An 18,670-nucleotide genomic window follows, 5' to 3' on the forward strand; every position below is an offset into this window, starting at 1 on the left:
GGTTTGACCGTACCATGTTGTTCTGACCATCAAGCCCATGTTAGGACGCCTGCAAACGAGACGATGAGAAACGCCGATGCTTCCTTGGATAGAACTGGACCGCGCAGCCATTCCCGGTGATGGCACCGAACTGCGCCTGAAACAGCGCGGCCAGGAATTTTCCATCATGCTCGGGTCAAACGAGCTGATGAACAGCCGTCTCAGCGGTTCCGAAGAGGCTTTGGCAACCCTGTCCTGCGAGCGCATTTCGGGTCGTCCCAACCAGAGCATCCTCATCGGTGGACTGGGCATGGGCTTCACCTTGCGTGCAGCGCTTGGTGTGTTGCCAGCCGACGCCAGCGTCACCGTGGCCGAACTGGTGCCAGCCGTTGTCGAGTGGGCGCGTGGGCCGATGGCCGATCTGCACAAGGGCACGCTGGATGATGGCCGCGTCGATATCCATGTCGGAGATGTCGGCGCTCTCATCCGCTCGAAAAAAGCCGCCTACGATGCCATTCTGCTGGATGTGGATAATGGTCCCGATGGCCTGTCGCGTCCGTCCAACGATAGCCTCTATGATAGCGAGGGTCTCCAGTCCGCGAGAGCCTCCTTACGACCGAAAGGCGTGCTGGCAGTGTGGTCTTCAGGGCCGGACGCTGCGTTTACGCGCCGCTTGCGTCAGGCGGGCTTCGCGACAGATGAGGTCAGTGTTCGCGCCAATGGCAAGCGCGGCGGTGCGCGCCATACGCTCTGGCTGGCCAGCAAAGCCTGACACTCTTATCAGCGCCGGGAGGTCGAGCGATCTCCCAAAGCGTCCAGCGCATCGGCATTATCCCTGCCCCAGGCATAGAGCATTTCGACCGGCTCGACAAAACGGTTGCCCAGTGCGGTAAGCCGATATTCGACGGCAGGCGGTCTCGTCTCGAAGACATGGCGAGACACCAGCCCGGTGCGCTCCATTTCCTTCAACGTCTGCGTCAGCATTTTTTTGGAAATACCCGGCAGGCTTCGCTCCAGCACGCCGGTGCGCGCCGTACCCTCGTGAATGGTGTGCAGCGTGTGGAGAATCATGCTCGTCCATTTGGTGGAAAAAAGTTCAAGTACGCGTCGGGGCGCGCAATCCTCACGCCATTCCGCTTCGTGGCTTCCCGGTTTCATCGTGGTCACCTCTTGGTATCCATATCCCCAATCAGTGCCGTCTACACGCCGGTGCAGAGAATGCCTAGTTATGTCTCAACAAAAAAGGAGAGAGATCATGGTGAAATCAGCACTGGTTGTGGGCGCAAGCGGTATCGTGGGTAGCGCCACGGCAAATCTTTTGTTGAAGGAAGGCTGGAATGTCCATGGGTTGTCTCGCAGGCCGACCCAGCAGGAAGGAATAACGCCCGTTGCAGCCAATTTGCAGGATGCCGTTGATACGGCAAAGGCGCTGGAAAATGTGCGCCCGGACGCCGTGTTCATTTCCACATGGGCGCGTCAGGATAGTGAGGCGGAAAACATCCGCGTCAATTCCGCCATGGTCCGCAATCTGCTGGATGGCTTGAGCCCAGGCAAATCAACACGTCACGTGGCGCTGGTCACCGGCCTGAAGCATTATCTGGGCCCATTCGAGGCCTATGGCAAAGGCACGCTGCCACAGACGCCATTCCGCGAAGAACAGGGCCGTCTCGATGTGGAAAACTTCTACTATGCCCAGGAAGACGAGGTCTTTGCCGCAGCAAAGCGCGACGGCTTTTCGTGGAGCGTTCATCGTCCCCACACGGTAATCGGGCAGGCCGTTGGCAACGCGATGAATATGGGCACGACACTGGCGGTCTATGCAACCTTGTGCAAAGAAACCGGCCGCCCCTTCCGCTTCCCGGGCTCTCCTGCGCAATGGAACAGCCTCACGGACATGACGGATGCCAATCTTCTGGCCAAGCAATTGCTATGGGCGGCTGAAACGCCAGAGGCGAGAAACGAAGCCTTCAACGTCGTCAACGGCGATGTTTTCCGCTGGAGCTGGATGTGGGGCCGTATCGCCGACTGGTTCGGCCTCGAAGCCGCACCTTTCGATGGCACGGTCATGCCGCTTGACGAGCAAATGGCCAATGACGCTCCCATCTGGAATGAAATCGCCCTGCGCGAAAATCTGGCCGAACCCGACCTCAACCGCTTGGCATCGCCATGGCACACGGATGCCGATCTCGGTCGTCCCATCGAGGTCGTCACCGACATGGGCAAAAGCCGCCGTTTGGGTTTCAAGGAATATCAGCCGACGGACGACGCGTTTTTCGCTCTGTTTAAATCCTTGCGGGAAAGCCGTCTCATTCCTTGAACTAACTTCAATCTACATCGACCCCAACCGCATTGGCCTAGCCAATGCGGTTTTTTATTTGACGCTGAGTCGACACCACGACATAAACGCCCGGTAGAAAAATTTATTTATGGTTGTAAATAAGGTGTAGCCGCTGAACCAATGGTGCCGGCGGACGAGCACTGAAGGGAACCGTCATGCGTATACTCTTCGTCAATCCACCCTATATCTCTCTCACCTCCCGTGGCGTTGGCCATCAGATCCCATTCGGCCTTCTCTGCGTCGCCGGACCTTTGATTGATGCCGGGCATGAATGCCGCCTGATCGACGCGGAACGCCATCATATGAACGCGAATGAGATCGAAGATGCCATAGCCGATTTCGCGCCGGATATGGTCATGACAGGGCACGCCGGCTCGACCCCTGCCCACCCCGCCTGCATCCTCGTTCTCGATGCCGCCAAGCGCGCCTGTCCACAAGCGTTGACGGTCTACGGCGGCGTTTATCCCACCTACCACGCTTCGGCCATCATGGCTGGCGAACCATCTGTGGACATCATCATCAAGGGTGAAGGCGAAGCGACCACGCTAGCGCTGGTGCAGGCACTTTCAGACGGCGTGTCACCCGACACCGTTCCAGGCATTGTCCACAGGCAAGAAGGCTGTCATGTCGAAACCAGACCTGCCGCCACGATCAAGGACCTTAATGACTGGCGGATCGGGTGGGAGCTGATCGAAAACTGGGACCTCTATCAATGCTTTGGCCTTGGTCGCGCGGCCATTATCCAGTTTTCGCGTGGCTGTCCTCACCGCTGCAACTATTGCGGCCAATACCAGTTCTGGAGCCGCTGGCGATATCGATCCCCCAAAGCGGTTGCCGCCGAAATCGCCTGGCTGCATCGCACCCACGGCGTTTGCTTTGTAGACCTCGCCGATGAAAACCCGACATCCTCAAAACGGCTTTGGCGCGAATTTCTGGAGGCACTTGTCGAGGAAGACGTGCCGGTGCGTTTGTTTGCAACGATACGCGCCACAGACATTGTACGGGATGCCGATCTTCTGCCCCTGATGAAGAAGGCCGGTATGATCTGCGTGCTGATGGGCATCGAGACCACGGATCCGACGACGCTTGCAGCCATCCGCAAGGGCTCAACCACAAGGGAAGACCAGCAGGCGGTCGCGCTTCTCAGGCAGCATGGCATTCTGTCGATGCTCGGCCACATCGTCGGCTTCGAAGAAGAAAGGTTCGCTGATTACCTGCGTGCCCTACGCCAGATCAGCCTCTACGACCCGGATTTGCTGAATGCCATGTATCTGACGCCGCACAGCTGGTCCGACTGGACGGCAGAGAACGGCGAGCGCCGTGTCATCGAAACCGACCGCAGCAAGTGGGATTACCGGCACCAGTTGCTGTCGTCACGCCACCTGTCACCGGCCATGATCTTTGCGATGGTCAAACTGCTGGAGGTCGCCGTTCACTGTCGTCCACGTGCGCTGTTGCGCATCCTCTTTCACCGCGACCGGGAACTGCGCAAACACATGCGCTGGAGCTTCCGTTTCAGCTTCAGAGTATGGCGGGCGGAAATCGCGGAGTTCATTCGCCAGCCACCACCGAAGACCGGCCGGATGACTCTGGCCGAGTGGTTTGGCAAGGCACCGGTCGCGCCCAAGCACGCTGAAGGTGCCAATGACACACATCGCGGGACCAAGGTTATCGAGACAACGCCAGCCGACAGGAAGCAGGCCGGCGTCTCATAAAAACAAAAAGCCCGCGCTGGCTCTAGACCAACGCGGGCTTGGAAATTCGACTGTGAACTCTCAGAGTTCAGACTGGCTCTCAACGATACGACCAACCAGACCGTATTCCTTGGCTTCTTCACCACCCAGCCAGTAATCGCGGTCGATATCCTTGGCGATCTTTTCTTCCGTCTGGCCTGTTGCCTTGGAGAAAATCTTGATCAGGCGCTTGTTCATCTTGATGATTTCGCGGGCCTGGATTTCGATATCTGACGCCATACCGCGCGTGCCGCCGGATGGTTGGTGAAGCAGGAAGCGGGTGTTGGGCAAGCAGAGACGACGCTCCTTGGGAACGCTGACATAGATCAGAGCACCGGCAGACGCGACCCAGCCCGTACCGATGATGTAAACCTTTGGCTTGATGAACTTGATCATGTCGTGAATGCTGTCGCCGGACTCGACGTGACCGCCGGGCGAATTCACGTAAACGCGAATATCTTCATCGCTGGCCGCGGCAAGGGCTACAAGCTGCGTGCAAACTTTCTGCGCCAATTCCTGCGTGATGCCGCCATAGATGAAGATCGAACGCGACTTGAAAAGATTCGCTTCCGTTTCCTTGCCGATCGGCAGTTCCTTGCTCTTGTCGTCTTCGTCTTCGTTCATGTGGAGGTCTCCAACGTATTTCATTACCTACCGGACATAGTGTGATTTGTTTCGTAAAACAATGAGCGAAAAAGACAAGGCGCGGAACTGCTTAATAAACAGGGCACCGTCAAATGACGCATGGACAGGCTCTTTGTTACTGCGATATCGTTCTTTGTGGGGTTTTGACTGGCGACCCAAGCGCCGCTTGCTCCATCTGTAAAATATTCGAGAGGGAACGATGTTCAAAAGACTTTCACTCGCCGCCGCAACGCTTGGCCTTACCGCATTGCCAGCGTTTGCCCATCTAAATCCGGAAGAGCACGGCTCTTTCATGGCCGGTCTCTCCCACCCGCTTTTTGGTGCAGATCATATTCTGGTCATGGTCGCCGTGGGCATATGGGCATCGCAGATCGCCATGTCGAAGGGCAAGGACGCTGCACTCCTCATTATCCCCGCTGCTTTCGTCGGCACCATGGCCATCGGCTTCCTGCTGGCGCTGGGTGGTATCCAGCTGCCTTTGGTCGAACCGGCCATTCTAGCCTCCGTCATTGCACTGGGCCTTTTGGTGGCCATGGCAACACGCGTCCCCGTCAGCGTTGCAGCTACGATTGTCGGCGTATTTGCCTTGTTCCATGGTCACGCACATGGCGGCGAGTTGGGTAGCGCTGGTGCGTTTCAATTCGGCGTCGGATTCGTGATCGCAACGGCGTTTCTGCATCTTGCCGGCATCGTACTTGGACTTGCCATCGCAAGGCTTGGTCCGGTTGCAGCCCGCATCGTTGGCGGCCTGACCGCGCTTGCCGGGCTTTCGCTGGTTTTCGGCGGATAAGCGCGAGATCAACCTTACAAAAATGTAAGGATCGGGCAGCTTTTAAAAGCCGAAATTGAACCCTAACTCCTTGGTGTGCGTTTCTCGACATGCCAAGGAGGCTACCGATGTCCCCAGAAGAAACCCAACTGCTCAAATCCCTGTTCGACAGGGTCAAGACCGCGTCCTCCACGCCGCGCGAGGCGGAAGCTGAGGCGCTCATCAATCAAGCCGTGCGGGATCAGCCCGCCTCCCCCTATTATCTTGCTCAAGCCGTGATCGTGCAGGAAAAGGGATTGGAAGCTGCGGCAGCGCAAATTCGCCAGCTTGAAGACCGCATCCATCAATTGGAAAGCGGCAACGCTGCACCCCAGCAGGCACAGCAGGGCGGTTTCCTCAGCTCGATTTTCGGCGGTGGCCAGCAACAGGCACCCTCACCAGCGCCCCCACCTAACTACCGAAACGATACCTCAGGTCAAACACAGGGGCCATGGGGACGAAACAATAATGACGCACCCCAGCCGACTGGCCCCTGGAGCGGCCAACAGCCATCAGCATTCGGTGGTCGCCCCGGTGGTGGTGGTGGCTTCCTGCAAGGCGCCCTCGGCGCAGCCGCCGGCGTGGCTGGCGGCATGCTGCTTGCCAATTCGCTGAGTGGTATTTTCTCCAACCATGTCGCATCAACAGGCTGGGGTTCTTCGGTGGGCGGAGCCGGGACCGGCACGGCGCCGGTCGAAGAAACCGTCATCAACAACTACTATGGCGATGACGACAAGCCACAGCAGGATGTAGCCAGCAATGACGACGACGCTGGCGTACAACAGGCAGATTACGACAACGGTAGCGACGACACGGACTTCGATTCAGGCGACGGCGGTTCGTTCGTGTAACCGCCTAGGGACCGGGTTCAGCCGCGACCGCGATAGGTCGCGACGCCCTGCTCCGGCAGCCAAACGCCGTCCGGTGGCGCACCCGTCTGCCAGAACACATCGATGGGGATGCCGCCGCGCGGATACCAGTAAGCGCCGATGCGCAGCCATTTCGGCTGGAGAAGATCGACCAGTCGCTTGGCGATATAGACCGAGCAGTCTTCGTGGAAGGCGCCATGGTTGCGGAAGGCATGCAGAAAAAGCTTCAGCGATTTGGATTCAACGAGAAATTCACCCGGAATATAGTCGATGACGATATGGGCGAAATCCGGCTGTCCGGTCATCGGGCACAGCGACGTGAATTCCGGCGCCGTGAAGCGCACGACGTAATCGGTCCCCGCATTGCCGTTTGGCACTTTTTCCAGAACAGCCTTTTCAGGGCTTTCAGGGGAAGCGACTTGTGCGCCCAGTTGCGACAGGCCGGATACATCCGTGACTGACATGGTTCAAACTCCTAGCTCTTGAAACTCTACCCGAACGCCATGCGCCTGTTCGCTCTCGGGCTCCACATGAATGGCCAGCACGGCGCCGGGCACCGCCTCCTTTATGGCATCTTCCAGCCGGTCGCAAATATCATGTGCTGCGCCAACAGACATGGCCGAGGGAACAACGACATGAAAGTCGATGAAGGCGACCGCCCCTGCCCTGCGGGTCTTCAGATCGTGCACACCAAGAAGGCCAGCGGAATTCTCCGCAATCGCCCTTTTGATGACCTCATCTTCATCCGGCTCCACCGCCCGGTCCATGAGACCGCCAAGCGAATACAGGATGACCTTGGAACCTTGAAACAGGATGTTGATAGCAACGACGATGGCAAGCACAGGATCGAGAATGGCGTAGCCGGTTGCAATCGCCAGAACGAGACCGATCAGAACACCGGCGGATGTGACGACATCCGACATGATGTGGTGACCATCCGCCAGAAGCGCCGGCGAGGAATGCTTCTTGCCGACACGGATCAACACCGTTGCCCAGATACCGTTGAGAATGGCGGCAAAGGCATTGATGGCAAGACCAAGTGCCGGTGCTTCTGGCAAATGGGGCGCCATCAAGCCGCCCCACGCCTCCTTCACGATCAGGAGGGCTGCCAAGACGATCAGCACCCCCTCGACCACAGCCGACAGATATTCCGCTTTGTGGTGCCCGAACTGATGATCGTCATCGGCAGGCTTTTGTGCATAGCGAATAACGAAATAGGCGATGAACGCCGCAACGACGTTGACGGTCGATTCCAGACCATCCGACAGCAGCGCCACTGATCCCGTGACCCACCATGCCAAAAGCTTGAGGCCGAGCACGGTGATGGAAAACGGTATGCCCCAGAACGCCAGTTTCCTGACGAGCGTGTTCCCCTGTTCGTTCATGATCTAACCCCGTGCGGATGCGAATGAATTGCAGAAATGGATCCCAAAACGCATGAACCGCCCGCACGGAGGTTCGTGCAGGCGGTTCATTTGTGCGGCTTCTATGATTTAAAGTGACGGCTAGGTCAAGGGGCTCATATCCTTGCCATCAACAGCTTTATGCCAGCAAAACCGAAAAACAACGCCAGCACGGTTTCGATATACCGCCTGGCGCGTTGATAGATGCGGATTGCGGGTGCGGTTGAAAACAGCAGGGCGTAGCCACAGAAAATGGTGATGCCCAACAGCCCGCAGCCGCCGATGATGGCCGCGAGGGTGGATGCTCCCGCGCCGGGCTTCAGACCAAGCGACATGATGGCTATCCAGCCGAGAATGGCTTTGGGGTTGGTCAAATGCAACAGCAATCCGCGACGGTAGATTTGCAGATATTCGGCGCGGCCAACAACGGGCGTCACTAGAAACGCTTGTGCTGCGGCAGGCTCAAAAGCCGATCGAGCCGATTTGTAAGCAAGATACAACAGATAAAAGCCGCCTGCGATCTTGATGAAGAACAGTGCATTGGCATAGGTCGCCAGAACGGCGGAGAGGCCGGTGGCCGTGAGTGTTGCCCAGAACAGCGAACCCGTGATGACGCCGATTGCCAGAACGATCGCAGGCGCGCGGCCACGGCTCATAGCAACACCCATGATGGTCATGTTGCTGGGGCCTGGGCTGGCGACGGCGATGATGTATGCAATATAGACCAGTAAAAGCTGATGGAAGTCGATCATCGTAGCGCGTGTCCGCAATTGAAAAGCTGAAGATAATCAGACAATTGGGACAAGCATGATCATCTTGTCAACTGCAAAAACGCGTGTATTCACGGCGCTGAAGTCAGGTCGGAAAAAGCAGATTGATCATTGTGAAGCCGCAGCGACGTGGTGAGAAGCGGCGGTAGCGGCGTCCACCATCCGGTTTGCAGACCTGCATATCGCAACGCCGCCGCAGTCCACGTGTTGCAGCCGAGCAGGGCATTGAAATATCCCTTGGCTTCGAAAAAGGCATCGTCCCTGCCATAGGATTGTCCAAGCAGCGGGATTGGTTTTTCCTGCGCATAGGTGAAGCTGCCAACGATGAAATCGACCAGCTTCCGATATTCGTCGCCCGAAAGATCAAGCGACGTGACACTCGCATCTGTCACTGGGATATCACCGGCAAGCGCGACATGCATGACCGAATTATCAAGCGTCAGGCCTTTCAACAACGGAAGCGGCTTCAGATCGGCCCATGTCGGCGTCTGCGTGTAGAAAGCCCGCCCACCCCAGCCGAAGACAAGATATCGAACACCGGGATAATCGATTTCCAGGTTTCCATCACGCAGAAACCCGAATTGCATCAGCAGCTCCGCATCCACAGGCAGGGCGATATCGGTGTGGATGGGATTGCTGAGAATCAGGACACGGTGGGACGTGCCTTCCGCATTTGTCGAATGTTCGCCGATGAGAGGGCGAGGCAACGCGGTGCCAGCAACAATGCTGATCAGGATCAGAGCCGTGGCGATGCAAAGATATTTGAAGAATTTCAACAGCATCATCCACGCGGTCTGGAAAACAGCGGCATCCTGTGACGCCGCTGTTAGTCTTTACGCACGTTAGGCCGCTTTGGTTTTCGCCTTGCGCACCAAATGCGTGACCACGTTTTCGATCATCCGCATACCCGCGTCGCCGCCCAGTGTCATGATCGATTCCGGGTGGAACTGTACGGCAGCCACAGGATCCTTGGAATGTTCGATGCCCATGATCGTGCCATCTTCGCTTTCCGCCGTGATGATGAAATCGCGGTGAAGCGTCGTCGGATCGGCAAAGATCGAGTGGTAACGGCCAACGGTGACTTCTTTGCCCAATCCAGAGAAGACGAGGCCGGGTTCCAGCACGCGAATGCGCGATGGTTTGCCATGCATCGGGATGGCGAGATGGCGAAGCTCGCCGCCGTAGGCTTCCGCCAGCGCCTGCAGCCCAAGGCAGACGCCGAAGATCGGCAGATCACGCGAACGCGCGGCCTTGATTGTTGCCTTGCAATCGAAATCGCTGGGGTTGCCCGGACCTGGAGACAGAACCACGAGATCCGGCTGCAAACGGTCGAACACTTCGGCAGCGACCGGCGAACGCACGGTCGAAACCGTGGCACCGGTCTGGCGGAAATAGTTGGCGAGCGTGTGCACGAAGCTGTCTTCGTGATCGACCAGCAGGATATTCACGCCGGTCCCGACCTTGGCAGAATCCCGCTGCGTTGCCGCAGAGTTCTGGGCTTTCGCGTCACGGATGGCTGCAATCATGGCAGATGCCTTCAGTTCGGTTTCGGCTTCCTCTTCCTGCGGGTTGGAATCATTGAGCAACGTTGCCCCTGCCCGCACCTCCGCAATACCATCCTTGATGCGGATGGTGCGCAACGTCATGCCGGTGTTCATGTCGCCGTTGAAACCAACCATACCGATGGCACCGCCATACCAGACGCGAGAGCTTTTTTCGTGAGCCTCGATAAAACGCATGGCCCACAGTTTCGGCGCGCCTGTCACGGTCACGGCCCATGCGTGGGACAGAAAGCCGTCGAACGCATCCATGTCGTCACGCAGGCGGCCCTCAATGTGGTCGACGGTGTGAATGAGCCGCGAATACATCTCGATCTGGCGACGACCGATGACCTTGACCGAGCCAGGCTCGCACACGCGGCTCTTGTCGTTGCGGTCCACATCCGAACACATGGTCAGTTCGGACTCGTCCTTCTTGGAATTCAGCAGTTTGAGGATCTGCTCGCTATCGGCGATCGGGTCTTCGCCACGCTTGATGGTGCCGGAAATCGGGCACGTCTCGATGCGACGACCGGACACGCGCACGAACATTTCCGGCGATGCACCTACCAGATACTCCTGATGGCCGAGATTGATGAAGAAGGAGTAAGGCGATGGATTGATGGCTTTCAGCCGACGCGAAATGGCCGATGGATTGCTGTCGCAGCGTTCCATGAACTTCTGACCAGGCACGACTTCAAACAGATCACCGCGGCGAAAGCTTTCCTTGGCTTTCGTCACCAACTGCGAATATTCGCCAGGGTGATGATCACCGCGCGGCGGGATGGTGTCGGTCTTGACGAACGGCTCCGGCACGATGTCCTGCGATTGGCCATGCGTGGTCACGCCATCCTTTTCGAAATCATAACGGTCGATCCAAGCCTTTGCCTGATGGTGATCGACGACAAGGATTTCGTCCGGCAGAAACAGCACCATATCGCGCTGGTCTTCCGGGCGCTCCAGCGAGAGCTTGATGGCGTCAAACTGGAAGGCCAAGTCATAACCGAAAGCACCAAATAGGCCGATGGCCGCATCCGCGCTGGAGTGGAAGAGATCGACGATTGCCCGCAGAGCCGTAAAAACCGTCGGGATTTTAGAGCGTTCTTCCTCGGTGAAGACACGGTCCGGCTCATTGACGACGAGGTCCAGACGCCTCGATGTGGACGACCCAAGCGTCAGATCCGGCGTAGCCTTCAGCTTCTCCGTAATGAGCGAGAGCAGCGCCTCACCACGACCGTTGTAGGCTTCGATCCACATCGTACGGCCGAAACAGGAAATGCCGAGCGGCGGATCAATAATGGCCGTGTCCCAACGGGTGTAACGGCCGGGATATTCGTAGTTGGACGAAAACACGGCGCCACGACGTTCATCGAGACCGGCCACGTAGCTATCGATGGCCGTTGCATAATCGGCAGCGCGACGCTGGCGCGTGACTTTAACACCGCCTCTGGTCTCGTATGTTTCAGACCCGTCATCCTGAATAATCGTTACCATCTATTCTGCTTCCCGTTTCTAAAGCCCGATGACAGGCGGCATAACAACAAAAAAGCCGCCTGAAAATTCGGGCGGCTTGGACTTAGTCTAAGGACATGGGTGCTCAAGGCCGCGTTAAGCTGCCCCACCACCAGATTGCAATGTTCTTCGACCGTGTGTTCATGACAAAAATTGTTAGCGTCAACCGCGCCTATTGGCAAGGGGATTTGAACCGAAAGCATGTTGAAACGTTGTGGGTGAGCCGCAATGGGGAACGACCGGTCACATGCTTCATCGTCTCATGATACTCGCAGCCAGCGCGCTGCTGATCTCCGCCGCACAACCGCCGCAAGATGTGCCGGTACCTCAGCCTAAGCCCGCGCAGCAGGACACGACGCCCGCACCTCAGTCGGCAGACAAGAAAAAAGAAGAAGAGAAACCCGCTCCTCCTTCTGCAGAAAATGCGGTGCCAAAACCAGAGGAAAAACCTGAACCAGTCGCAAAACCTGACGACAGCAAGAAAGAGGAGGAGAAAAAGCCGGAAGAGCCTCCTCGCGATCCGGTAAAGGCAGAAAATCCCGAAGAGCTGAAAGCCTGCCTCGCGGAATTGAAAGAGCTCGGTGCCGAGTTCAAGGAACTCGCGCCGATCAAGGGTGAAGAGGACGGATGTGGCATCGCATCTCCATTGGAACTGTCCACCGTCATTCCCGGCATCAAGCTGGAGCCAGAGGGCACGATGCGTTGCGAAGCGGCCCTTGCACTCTCGCGCTGGACCAAGAACGTTGTGGTGCCAACTGCAAAAATCGCGCTCCCAGGCAAGAGCGTCACCGCTTTCGGCAACGCATCCACCTACGTTTGCCGAAACCGCAACAGTGCCGAAAAAGGCAAGATTTCCGAACACGCCAAAGGCAGCGCCGTCGACATTGCGACTATGACCTTTGACAAGGGCGAACCGCTCGTGATGAAACCGCGCGGAGAAGACGGCACCATGGAAGGTGCTTTTCAGCGCACCATTACCACTGCGGCCTGCCTGTTCTTCCGTACCGTGCTTTCCCCCGGCAGCGACGCCACCCACCAGGACCACCTGCATCTGGACGTTCTGGAGCGCAAGGGCGGCTATCTGTATTGCCGATAAACGTCAAAAAGCGGAGCCACAGCCCCGCCTTTTGTTTCTTTATTAAAAGTCCGATCAGAATGTCTGCGTAAGAGAAATCTTGAACGAACGACCCGGCTCGGAATAGAAATCGGCGGGCTGGTTTACGCTAGAAACCGTGTTCGGGTTGATGTCTCTAACGCCGACTGCATTCCAATATTTGCGATCGAAGAGATTATAAACACCGGCTTGAATACGCAGACCCTTTGTCTGTTCTGGCTCCCACCAGCCGGTCAGGTTGAAGATGCCATAACCCGGCGCATCGAAGGTGCTCGCAGTTGCGTCATCACGCATGTGCGACGAAAAGATGCCGGTAAACTCCGACCCCCAGGTTTCCTGAGCGTAGCCAACGCCAACGATGGATTTGAACGGTGCAACCGTGCGGATGAATTCGTTGGTATCCGTGTCTTTGCCATATGCGTAAGCAAGCGAGGCATGCGCGAAAAAGCCATTCGCCAAATCCTTGCGGACCTTTGCTTCTACGCCAGATATCTCAACGTTCTCCCGATTTTGATAGGTGAAGAGCGAACCATTGCCTCGACCACCAAAACCGGGGAAAAGAGTTGTCGTCGTCGTGACCTGTTCGATGAAGTTTTTATATTTGTTATGAAACAGCGTCACGCTGCTCGAAAGATCGCCATCGTCGTATCGGCCACCGATTTCAAAGCCGTTACTGGTTTCAGGGTCTAGAGACGAATTGCCGATAACAGCATAGCCGGAGCTGATGTTGGAGAAGTTCAGATAGAGTTCGTTGACGGTCGGTGCGCGGTACGCCATGGCCCATTGGGCAAAGAGCTGAACCTCTGGCGTCAGGTCATAGGTGGCCAGAAGCTTCGGAGAAAAGCGGGAGCCATTGTTGCCCGAGGGCAAACCGAACGTATTGTATCCGCTGTTGGTCGAAACAGATCCATCCGGATCGTAATCATAGGCATCGAACCGTATGCCGGGCGTCAGCTTGAAGCCGCTGCTACCGAACGCTAGCTCATCTTCGAAATAAAGGCCGAGACTTTGCCCGCTGACATCCGGCATATCGGACTGGGACGCGGAAGATGATCCGCCCGTATTGATGTAAACGGAGTCGGTGAAATCAGACGTCCAGGCGTTACCGCCAAACCGAACGGTGTGGTTGATGCCACCGAGGTCGAACCCGGATTCAAGACCTCCAACGAGCCCGAAGCGACTATCTCTCATATTGTCTTCACGGATATAGAGCGAGTTGTTGGTCAAACGGTCGCCAGCGCCGGACACCTTGTCGAGACGCGTCCAGTAAAGGGACAGATCGGCCGCGTCGATGACGCTATCCGTCGATGGTGCTTCGTACTTGTAATCAAGAGATACGCGGTCGCGTTCAGTGTCCTCATGGCCATCATAATCGTCGATCCGGTAAGTGGAGCCGGAAACACTGGTGCCCTGCAGGGTTTTGAGGTCGGTTCTCGTGCGCAGTGAAAACCGCTCTGCCGTCAACCCGATGCTGTGTCCGCCTTCCAAATCCTGCCTGACCTTGAACATGAGGTTGCTCTCGTAGGTATCGGCCGGATTGGGTGTCGTGCGACGGGTGCCGTAAATATCGGCGCTTCCGCGATTATCCGCTTCGTTCCCGCGTTTGTAAGATCCCTGGAACAGAACGGACGTGTTCTCTATCTTCTTGGCAACAGCGACCGAACCGCCGATGCTTTTGTCCTCACCGTCATAGGTTGTTTTGGCAACCCCGCCCCAGTCCTTGTCGCCAGTCATGAGATCGTCAGCCTCCAGGGTGCGCAGCACCAGCGCGCCACCCAAAGCGCCAGAACCAACCCGGCTGGAATCGGCACCGCGAACCACATCGATGGACGACAGCGACGAGAAATCGAAGCTGGAACTGGTGTTGCTCAGCGTTGTCGTTGCCTGCCCTTGACGGGCGAAGTTCTCGAAAAACGGAACGGGGATGCCGTCGATCAGCGTCGTGACACGCGCGCCACCCAATCCTCGAATGAAAAGGCCGCCAGGCTTGCCAGGCTTGGAATTGACGAAGTCGACACCCGCTTCGGTCGTCTTGCCAAGATCCTTCAGGCTGCCGATGTCTTTCTGACGGATTTCGGTGGCGCCTGTCGTGCTTGCCAATGGCGTGTCGCCAGCGGCATCTCCTGCCTTAACCCGCTTGCCCTTGACAACAATTCGCTCCAGCACTGTCGCGCCATTGGCATCGCTCTGATCCGAGGCCTGCTGTGCATTGACCGAACTAACGGAAAGAAGAACCATCGCCGTGCTGAGAAGCAAAGCGGATTTGGAAAGCCCATTCGTCATCATTCACCCCTGAATTCGGGCACACGAAAGCACGCGGCAGCGTGACGCGCTGTCGCGAAGTGACCCGATAAAATACCCCTAATTTTTACGGCTCTGCCGCAATCGAGCAATATGAAACATGAGTTTTAGTGTCAACAATTAAAATATGATTCAATGACTCATCTTTGTGCTCAAGGCGCTTAGTTGCAAAAATGTTACAATGTCTTGTTAAGCTTTTACACCATGGATAAAAATGGATTTCCTGTTTCTCACCTGCATTTCTGGAAAAACCACACGAAGCTGCGAGAAATATCTGAAAAACCATGATCCAACTGGCCGTCACAGAGCTATTTTGGCGATTTTTATGCCCGCTGATAAATTTCTTGAAATCACATGCAACCATTTGAATTGAAATATTTAAAATAAAAGTTAGGAAACAGGAATAAAACCAAATATTAAGAGTGGCATTTGAAGGTTTTTCGTATATTTGTTACCGTTAACATATCTTGTGTCCTCGAACGAAAATGCTTATGATCACAATCGAACGGCAGCCTTTGCTGAGCAAACAGATATCTGCTGCGGAAAGCCGACCCCAGTGGCTCCAGGTCCTTCAGACCGTTGCGGTGGAATTCGGGTACACACACGCTACATTGATGCGAGTTCCGAAGCCTGATGAAATTCTGCTTGCTGGCGTCGTGATCGAAAGCACGATACCCGTGCGCTTCGTGCGTGAGTTCGATCAGCACGTATTTCTGCAATATTGCCCGGTTTTACTGAGGGTTGCAGACTCTCTGATGCCACAATACTGGTCTTTGGATGACGATTCCAGTAGCGAGTGTTACCCAAAGCCCATGAGCGATCTGATGCGCCAGTTCGGCATCGTGAACGGTGTGATGATACCAATCAACGCGTTCAGCGGCGATCGTCACATTCTACGATTCGATGGAGATCGGTCTGAACCCGACCAGGGAACATTCAACGAGATCGGCATGATTGCGCTTCATGCTTTCGACGTCTACGACCGGATGCGCCGTGCCGAAATGGTTGCACCGCGCAGTTTGACCAAGCGCGAACTCGAAGTCATCCGCTGGACTTCGCAGGGCAAGACATCCGCCGAGATTGGCCAGATCCTGTCGCTCTCCGACCATACGATCAACGCCTATTTGAACAATGCCATCCGCAAACTGGATTGCGTGAACCGAACACAGCTCGTCGCGAAAGCCATTCGCCTGAAACTCATCAACTGATCAACTGGCGCCCCTCGTTTGAGGCGCCAGTCGTATCAAGGCGATTATCGGTCCAGAACAGACCGGAGTTCTACCAAGTTGGAACGCACTCTCAGCACGTAAAAGCCCATAGTTGCCAGATGCGAAGGCATGATCCAGCCGCTCTCATCACCGTTGGAAATAATCATCGGCTGAATGCGCAGAGCAGCGCGGGTTTGCAGCAATGTGTCGTTCCACAAACTTGTCAGGTTCCGCTCGCGAATGACCTGTGAGAAGTCTGCACCAGCAGCAGACAAAATGCCGTAGTAGCCGTAGAGCTGCCCATATGCGAACCAGAAGCGGTCATCAGCACGCGTATCGAACCAGCCGCCATTATAGTTTTCCGAGCGTTCCCGCAGAATAGCAGATGTGCCACCGATATCGTTGGCAATGCGATCGACAAACTGGATGAGGTTGTCAGCACGACCGTCGAAAACGGAATTGCACAGCGACAGATTGGCGTTGAACTTTCTCAAGCTCTCGGCGGCGGAACGGTAGTAACTTGGACTTGGGGTTTTCGGGCCGAAGGGGTTCAAGCCGAAATACCAGGAATACTCATCGAACTGGAGATTGCCTCGTGCGCTTTGCAAATCGCCATCGACACCCGATGTTCCGCGAACGCGACCAAGCGAATCCACCAGTTCCACGGAGGTGCGACGCACGGCCTGATTGACACCCCGCTGGAAGGAAGCCTTGTTGTCCAGAAACGGCGTACTGTCCCAATCCATCCCGAACAGCCCGACACGATAGAGCAGCATGGATGAGATCCAGGCGTTCTGATCGACATTGTAGTCAATCAGATCTGCCGCGACATCGACGATGGCCGAGCGTTGGCAGCTCTTGGCAGGAACAGCTGCTGCTGTGGCGCCTGCAGCCGGAGCCTCGGGGGTCTGCGCTGGTAATTCCTGACCGGCGCTTTCCTTGCGTTCGCCAAATTTGTAATTCGCTACGTAATCAGGATTGAAGTTCGTCCAGACCTGAGTCTGCCAGAAGAAGTAGCCGTAAAGACCAACCAGAATGACCAGCGCAGCTGCAATCGGTGCCTTCACCATCAGTGCCCGGTCAGAGTACCAGCCATTGGCCGCACGAAAAGGCCACAAAAGCCCGGCGATCACGATGGAGACACCTCTTCCGAACGCTGTGAACGCGCGCTTGAAAAACGCGATAATCGGATCGAGCATCGTTCAAATCTCCCTAGCGCAACGACCGGAAGACCGGCTTCGATCTTTCTGGCACTTTGCCTCAAAATAACAGATCTGTATCGCCGTCGTTCTGCATCTTTACGGACCAGACCGCTTCACCCGAAACAGGATTTTCGGATCCCCTTCGAGACCTGATGTCACTCACATATGGTTGCCGTTGCAGACGATACAACGGATGGGCCACGTTTTTACGAAGACGAGCCTACACGTCGGCGGCGGAGACGCTTCCAGCGCGCTGCGCAAGCGCTTCATCAACCCGTCCCTTTCGCCGATCAATATCCTGCATCGTAACGGCGCCTTGGGAATGCAGTGTCAGCAGGTCCTGAAAGACAGCAAATGACATCGGTGTGGAAACATCCGCCTGAACAGACGGTTTTGCCTCTACCAGAAGCGGGTCGAGCGATCCAAAGGCTGCGTTATAAAGCTGTATGCACCGCTCAGCCTCGACATTGACCTTGTTGAGCAACAGCGTATGCAGAGCAATCGCGTTATTTTGGAGATCAATCATATCTCCGAGAAGAACTGCCTGCCGATCCAGAACATCGTGCATTTTGCGCAGCGTGTCGCGTTGCTCCAACACCGTCTCGCGCTCTGCAGAAACCCTCGCCTCTTCATCTCTCAACTGCGAAATCCGCGTCACGTCACTGGCATCTTGGATCTTTCGGTTCAGCGTCGCAAGCGATGCCACCAGACTTTTGTCGCGCTGGCGCGCATCATCCATCTTGGACGCGATGACGCGCCGCGTTTCCATGCTGGCAACGAGTTCCGGTTCAACGCTTACCACCACTGATGCTGCGGCATCCTTACCGCCCTGAAGCACATCATGGATAGCAGCAGCCTGAAGAAGAATAGTCTTCACCGTCTCCGCAACGATGAGCTTTTTCAAGCGCAGGACTTTGAACGACGTGGGGTTGCGCTTGGTGAAAAAACCAAAAACTCGGTTACGCCATGAAACTTCATCCACTTTATCAAAAGCTGTGTAAGCCGCTTGAGTGGACGCTCCCAAACCGGAGACGACCTCCAGAAGATCAGCGTCAAGCGCTCGTACCAAGTCTCGAAGCTCGGCAAGCTCCTGCGTTTCAGCTTCGAAAGCAGTTTTCGGCGTTTCATCGAAGGGAATACCGAGCGCGTTTGCCAGTTGCGCACAGAGTTCCTGCACCGTCTGCGCCTTGGCACGCAGCCTTTCGGTTCTAGCGGTAAAAGACGGCGTTTTCGCCATGCGAAATTGTCCC

Annotated in this window: 17 protein-coding genes; 7 read left to right on the top strand and 10 right to left on the bottom strand. The window is 56.1% G+C overall.

The features are described 5' to 3' along the window. Positions 1–76 precede the first annotated feature (76 nt). A complete protein-coding gene (locus RMR21_RS10570) occupies positions 77–751 on the top strand; it encodes a spermine/spermidine synthase domain-containing protein (RefSeq protein ID WP_498667978.1) in 675 nt (224 codons plus the stop codon). A gap of 8 nt (positions 752–759) precedes the next feature. Here RMR21_RS10570 and RMR21_RS10575 read toward each other — a convergent pair whose 3' ends face one another. Next, entirely contained in the window at positions 760–1,137 is a 378-nt protein-coding gene (locus RMR21_RS10575; protein WP_498667979.1) for a winged helix-turn-helix transcriptional regulator, read from the bottom strand. A 97-nt stretch (positions 1,138–1,234) separates the two neighbouring features. On the opposite strand from RMR21_RS10575, the gene RMR21_RS10580 reads away from it, so the two are divergent. After that, positions 1,235–2,296 (top strand): SDR family oxidoreductase, encoded by a 1,062-nt coding sequence (locus tag RMR21_RS10580; protein WP_498667980.1) that lies wholly within the window; start codon positions 1,235–1,237, stop codon positions 2,294–2,296. A 176-nt stretch (positions 2,297–2,472) separates the two neighbouring features. Next, on the top strand, positions 2,473–4,032 hold the full coding sequence (locus RMR21_RS10585) for a B12-binding domain-containing radical SAM protein (protein ID WP_498667981.1): 1,560 nt from the start codon (positions 2,473–2,475) through the stop codon (positions 4,030–4,032). A 60-nt stretch (positions 4,033–4,092) separates the two neighbouring features. Here the strand turns inward: RMR21_RS10585 and RMR21_RS10590 are convergent, their stop codons facing one another. Next, entirely contained in the window at positions 4,093–4,674 is a 582-nt protein-coding gene (locus RMR21_RS10590; protein WP_498667982.1) for an ATP-dependent Clp protease proteolytic subunit, read from the bottom strand. A gap of 220 nt (positions 4,675–4,894) precedes the next feature. On the opposite strand from RMR21_RS10590, the gene RMR21_RS10595 reads away from it, so the two are divergent. Beyond that, the gene (locus RMR21_RS10595) at positions 4,895–5,485 is read left to right on the top strand and encodes a HupE/UreJ family protein (RefSeq protein ID WP_498667983.1); all 591 of its coding nucleotides are present in this window, start codon (positions 4,895–4,897) and stop codon (positions 5,483–5,485) included. Between the two features lie 107 nt (positions 5,486–5,592). Continuing rightward, complete coding sequence (locus RMR21_RS10600; protein ID WP_498667984.1) at positions 5,593–6,354, top strand: DUF2076 domain-containing protein; 762 nt, start codon at positions 5,593–5,595, stop codon at positions 6,352–6,354. 17 nt (positions 6,355–6,371) lie between these two features. Here RMR21_RS10600 and queF read toward each other — a convergent pair whose 3' ends face one another. The 5 genes from queF to RMR21_RS10625 form a co-directional block, all read right to left on the bottom strand. Continuing rightward, positions 6,372–6,836: a preQ(1) synthase gene (gene queF / locus RMR21_RS10605; RefSeq protein WP_498667985.1), complete on the bottom strand. Its 465-nt coding sequence runs from the start codon at positions 6,834–6,836 to the stop codon at positions 6,372–6,374. 3 nt (positions 6,837–6,839) lie between these two features. Then, positions 6,840–7,757: a cation diffusion facilitator family transporter gene (locus RMR21_RS10610; RefSeq protein WP_498667986.1), complete on the bottom strand. Its 918-nt coding sequence runs from the start codon at positions 7,755–7,757 to the stop codon at positions 6,840–6,842. 134 nt (positions 7,758–7,891) lie between these two features. Then, on the bottom strand, positions 7,892–8,527 hold the full coding sequence (locus RMR21_RS10615) for a LysE family translocator (RefSeq protein ID WP_498667987.1): 636 nt from the start codon (positions 8,525–8,527) through the stop codon (positions 7,892–7,894). A gap of 89 nt (positions 8,528–8,616) precedes the next feature. After that, positions 8,617–9,327 carry a TIGR02117 family protein gene (locus RMR21_RS10620; RefSeq protein ID WP_498670136.1) on the bottom strand — a complete coding sequence of 237 codons (711 nt, stop codon included), beginning with the start codon at positions 9,325–9,327 and terminating at the stop codon, positions 8,617–8,619. A 60-nt stretch (positions 9,328–9,387) separates the two neighbouring features. Continuing rightward, the gene (locus tag RMR21_RS10625; RefSeq protein ID WP_498667988.1) at positions 9,388–11,577 is read right to left on the bottom strand and encodes an anthranilate synthase; all 2,190 of its coding nucleotides are present in this window, start codon (positions 11,575–11,577) and stop codon (positions 9,388–9,390) included. 265 nt (positions 11,578–11,842) lie between these two features. Here RMR21_RS10625 and RMR21_RS10630 point away from each other — a divergent pair, with 265 nt between their 5' ends. Beyond that, a complete protein-coding gene (locus RMR21_RS10630; protein ID WP_498667989.1) occupies positions 11,843–12,691 on the top strand; it encodes an extensin-like domain-containing protein in 849 nt (282 codons plus the stop codon). A 54-nt stretch (positions 12,692–12,745) separates the two neighbouring features. On the opposite strand, the gene RMR21_RS10635 is transcribed toward RMR21_RS10630, so the two are convergent. Next, the gene (locus RMR21_RS10635; RefSeq protein WP_498667990.1) at positions 12,746–14,992 is read right to left on the bottom strand and encodes a TonB-dependent hemoglobin/transferrin/lactoferrin family receptor; all 2,247 of its coding nucleotides are present in this window, start codon (positions 14,990–14,992) and stop codon (positions 12,746–12,748) included. 509 nt (positions 14,993–15,501) lie between these two features. Between RMR21_RS10635 and RMR21_RS10640 the strand changes: the two genes are divergently transcribed. Next, positions 15,502–16,218: a helix-turn-helix transcriptional regulator gene (locus RMR21_RS10640; protein WP_498667991.1), complete on the top strand. Its 717-nt coding sequence runs from the start codon at positions 15,502–15,504 to the stop codon at positions 16,216–16,218. Positions 16,219–16,262: 44 nt separating this feature from the next. On the opposite strand, the gene RMR21_RS10645 is transcribed toward RMR21_RS10640, so the two are convergent. After that, positions 16,263–17,417 carry a DUF2333 family protein gene (locus RMR21_RS10645; RefSeq protein ID WP_498667992.1) on the bottom strand — a complete coding sequence of 385 codons (1,155 nt, stop codon included), beginning with the start codon at positions 17,415–17,417 and terminating at the stop codon, positions 16,263–16,265. A gap of 223 nt (positions 17,418–17,640) precedes the next feature. Further along, positions 17,641–18,657: a hypothetical protein gene (locus tag RMR21_RS10650; RefSeq protein ID WP_498667993.1), complete on the bottom strand. Its 1,017-nt coding sequence runs from the start codon at positions 18,655–18,657 to the stop codon at positions 17,641–17,643. Positions 18,658–18,670: the final 13 nt, after the last annotated feature.

The organism is Agrobacterium sp. rho-8.1 (assembly GCF_033957725.1).
In the GTDB taxonomy this organism is placed as follows: domain Bacteria; phylum Pseudomonadota; class Alphaproteobacteria; order Rhizobiales; family Rhizobiaceae; genus Agrobacterium.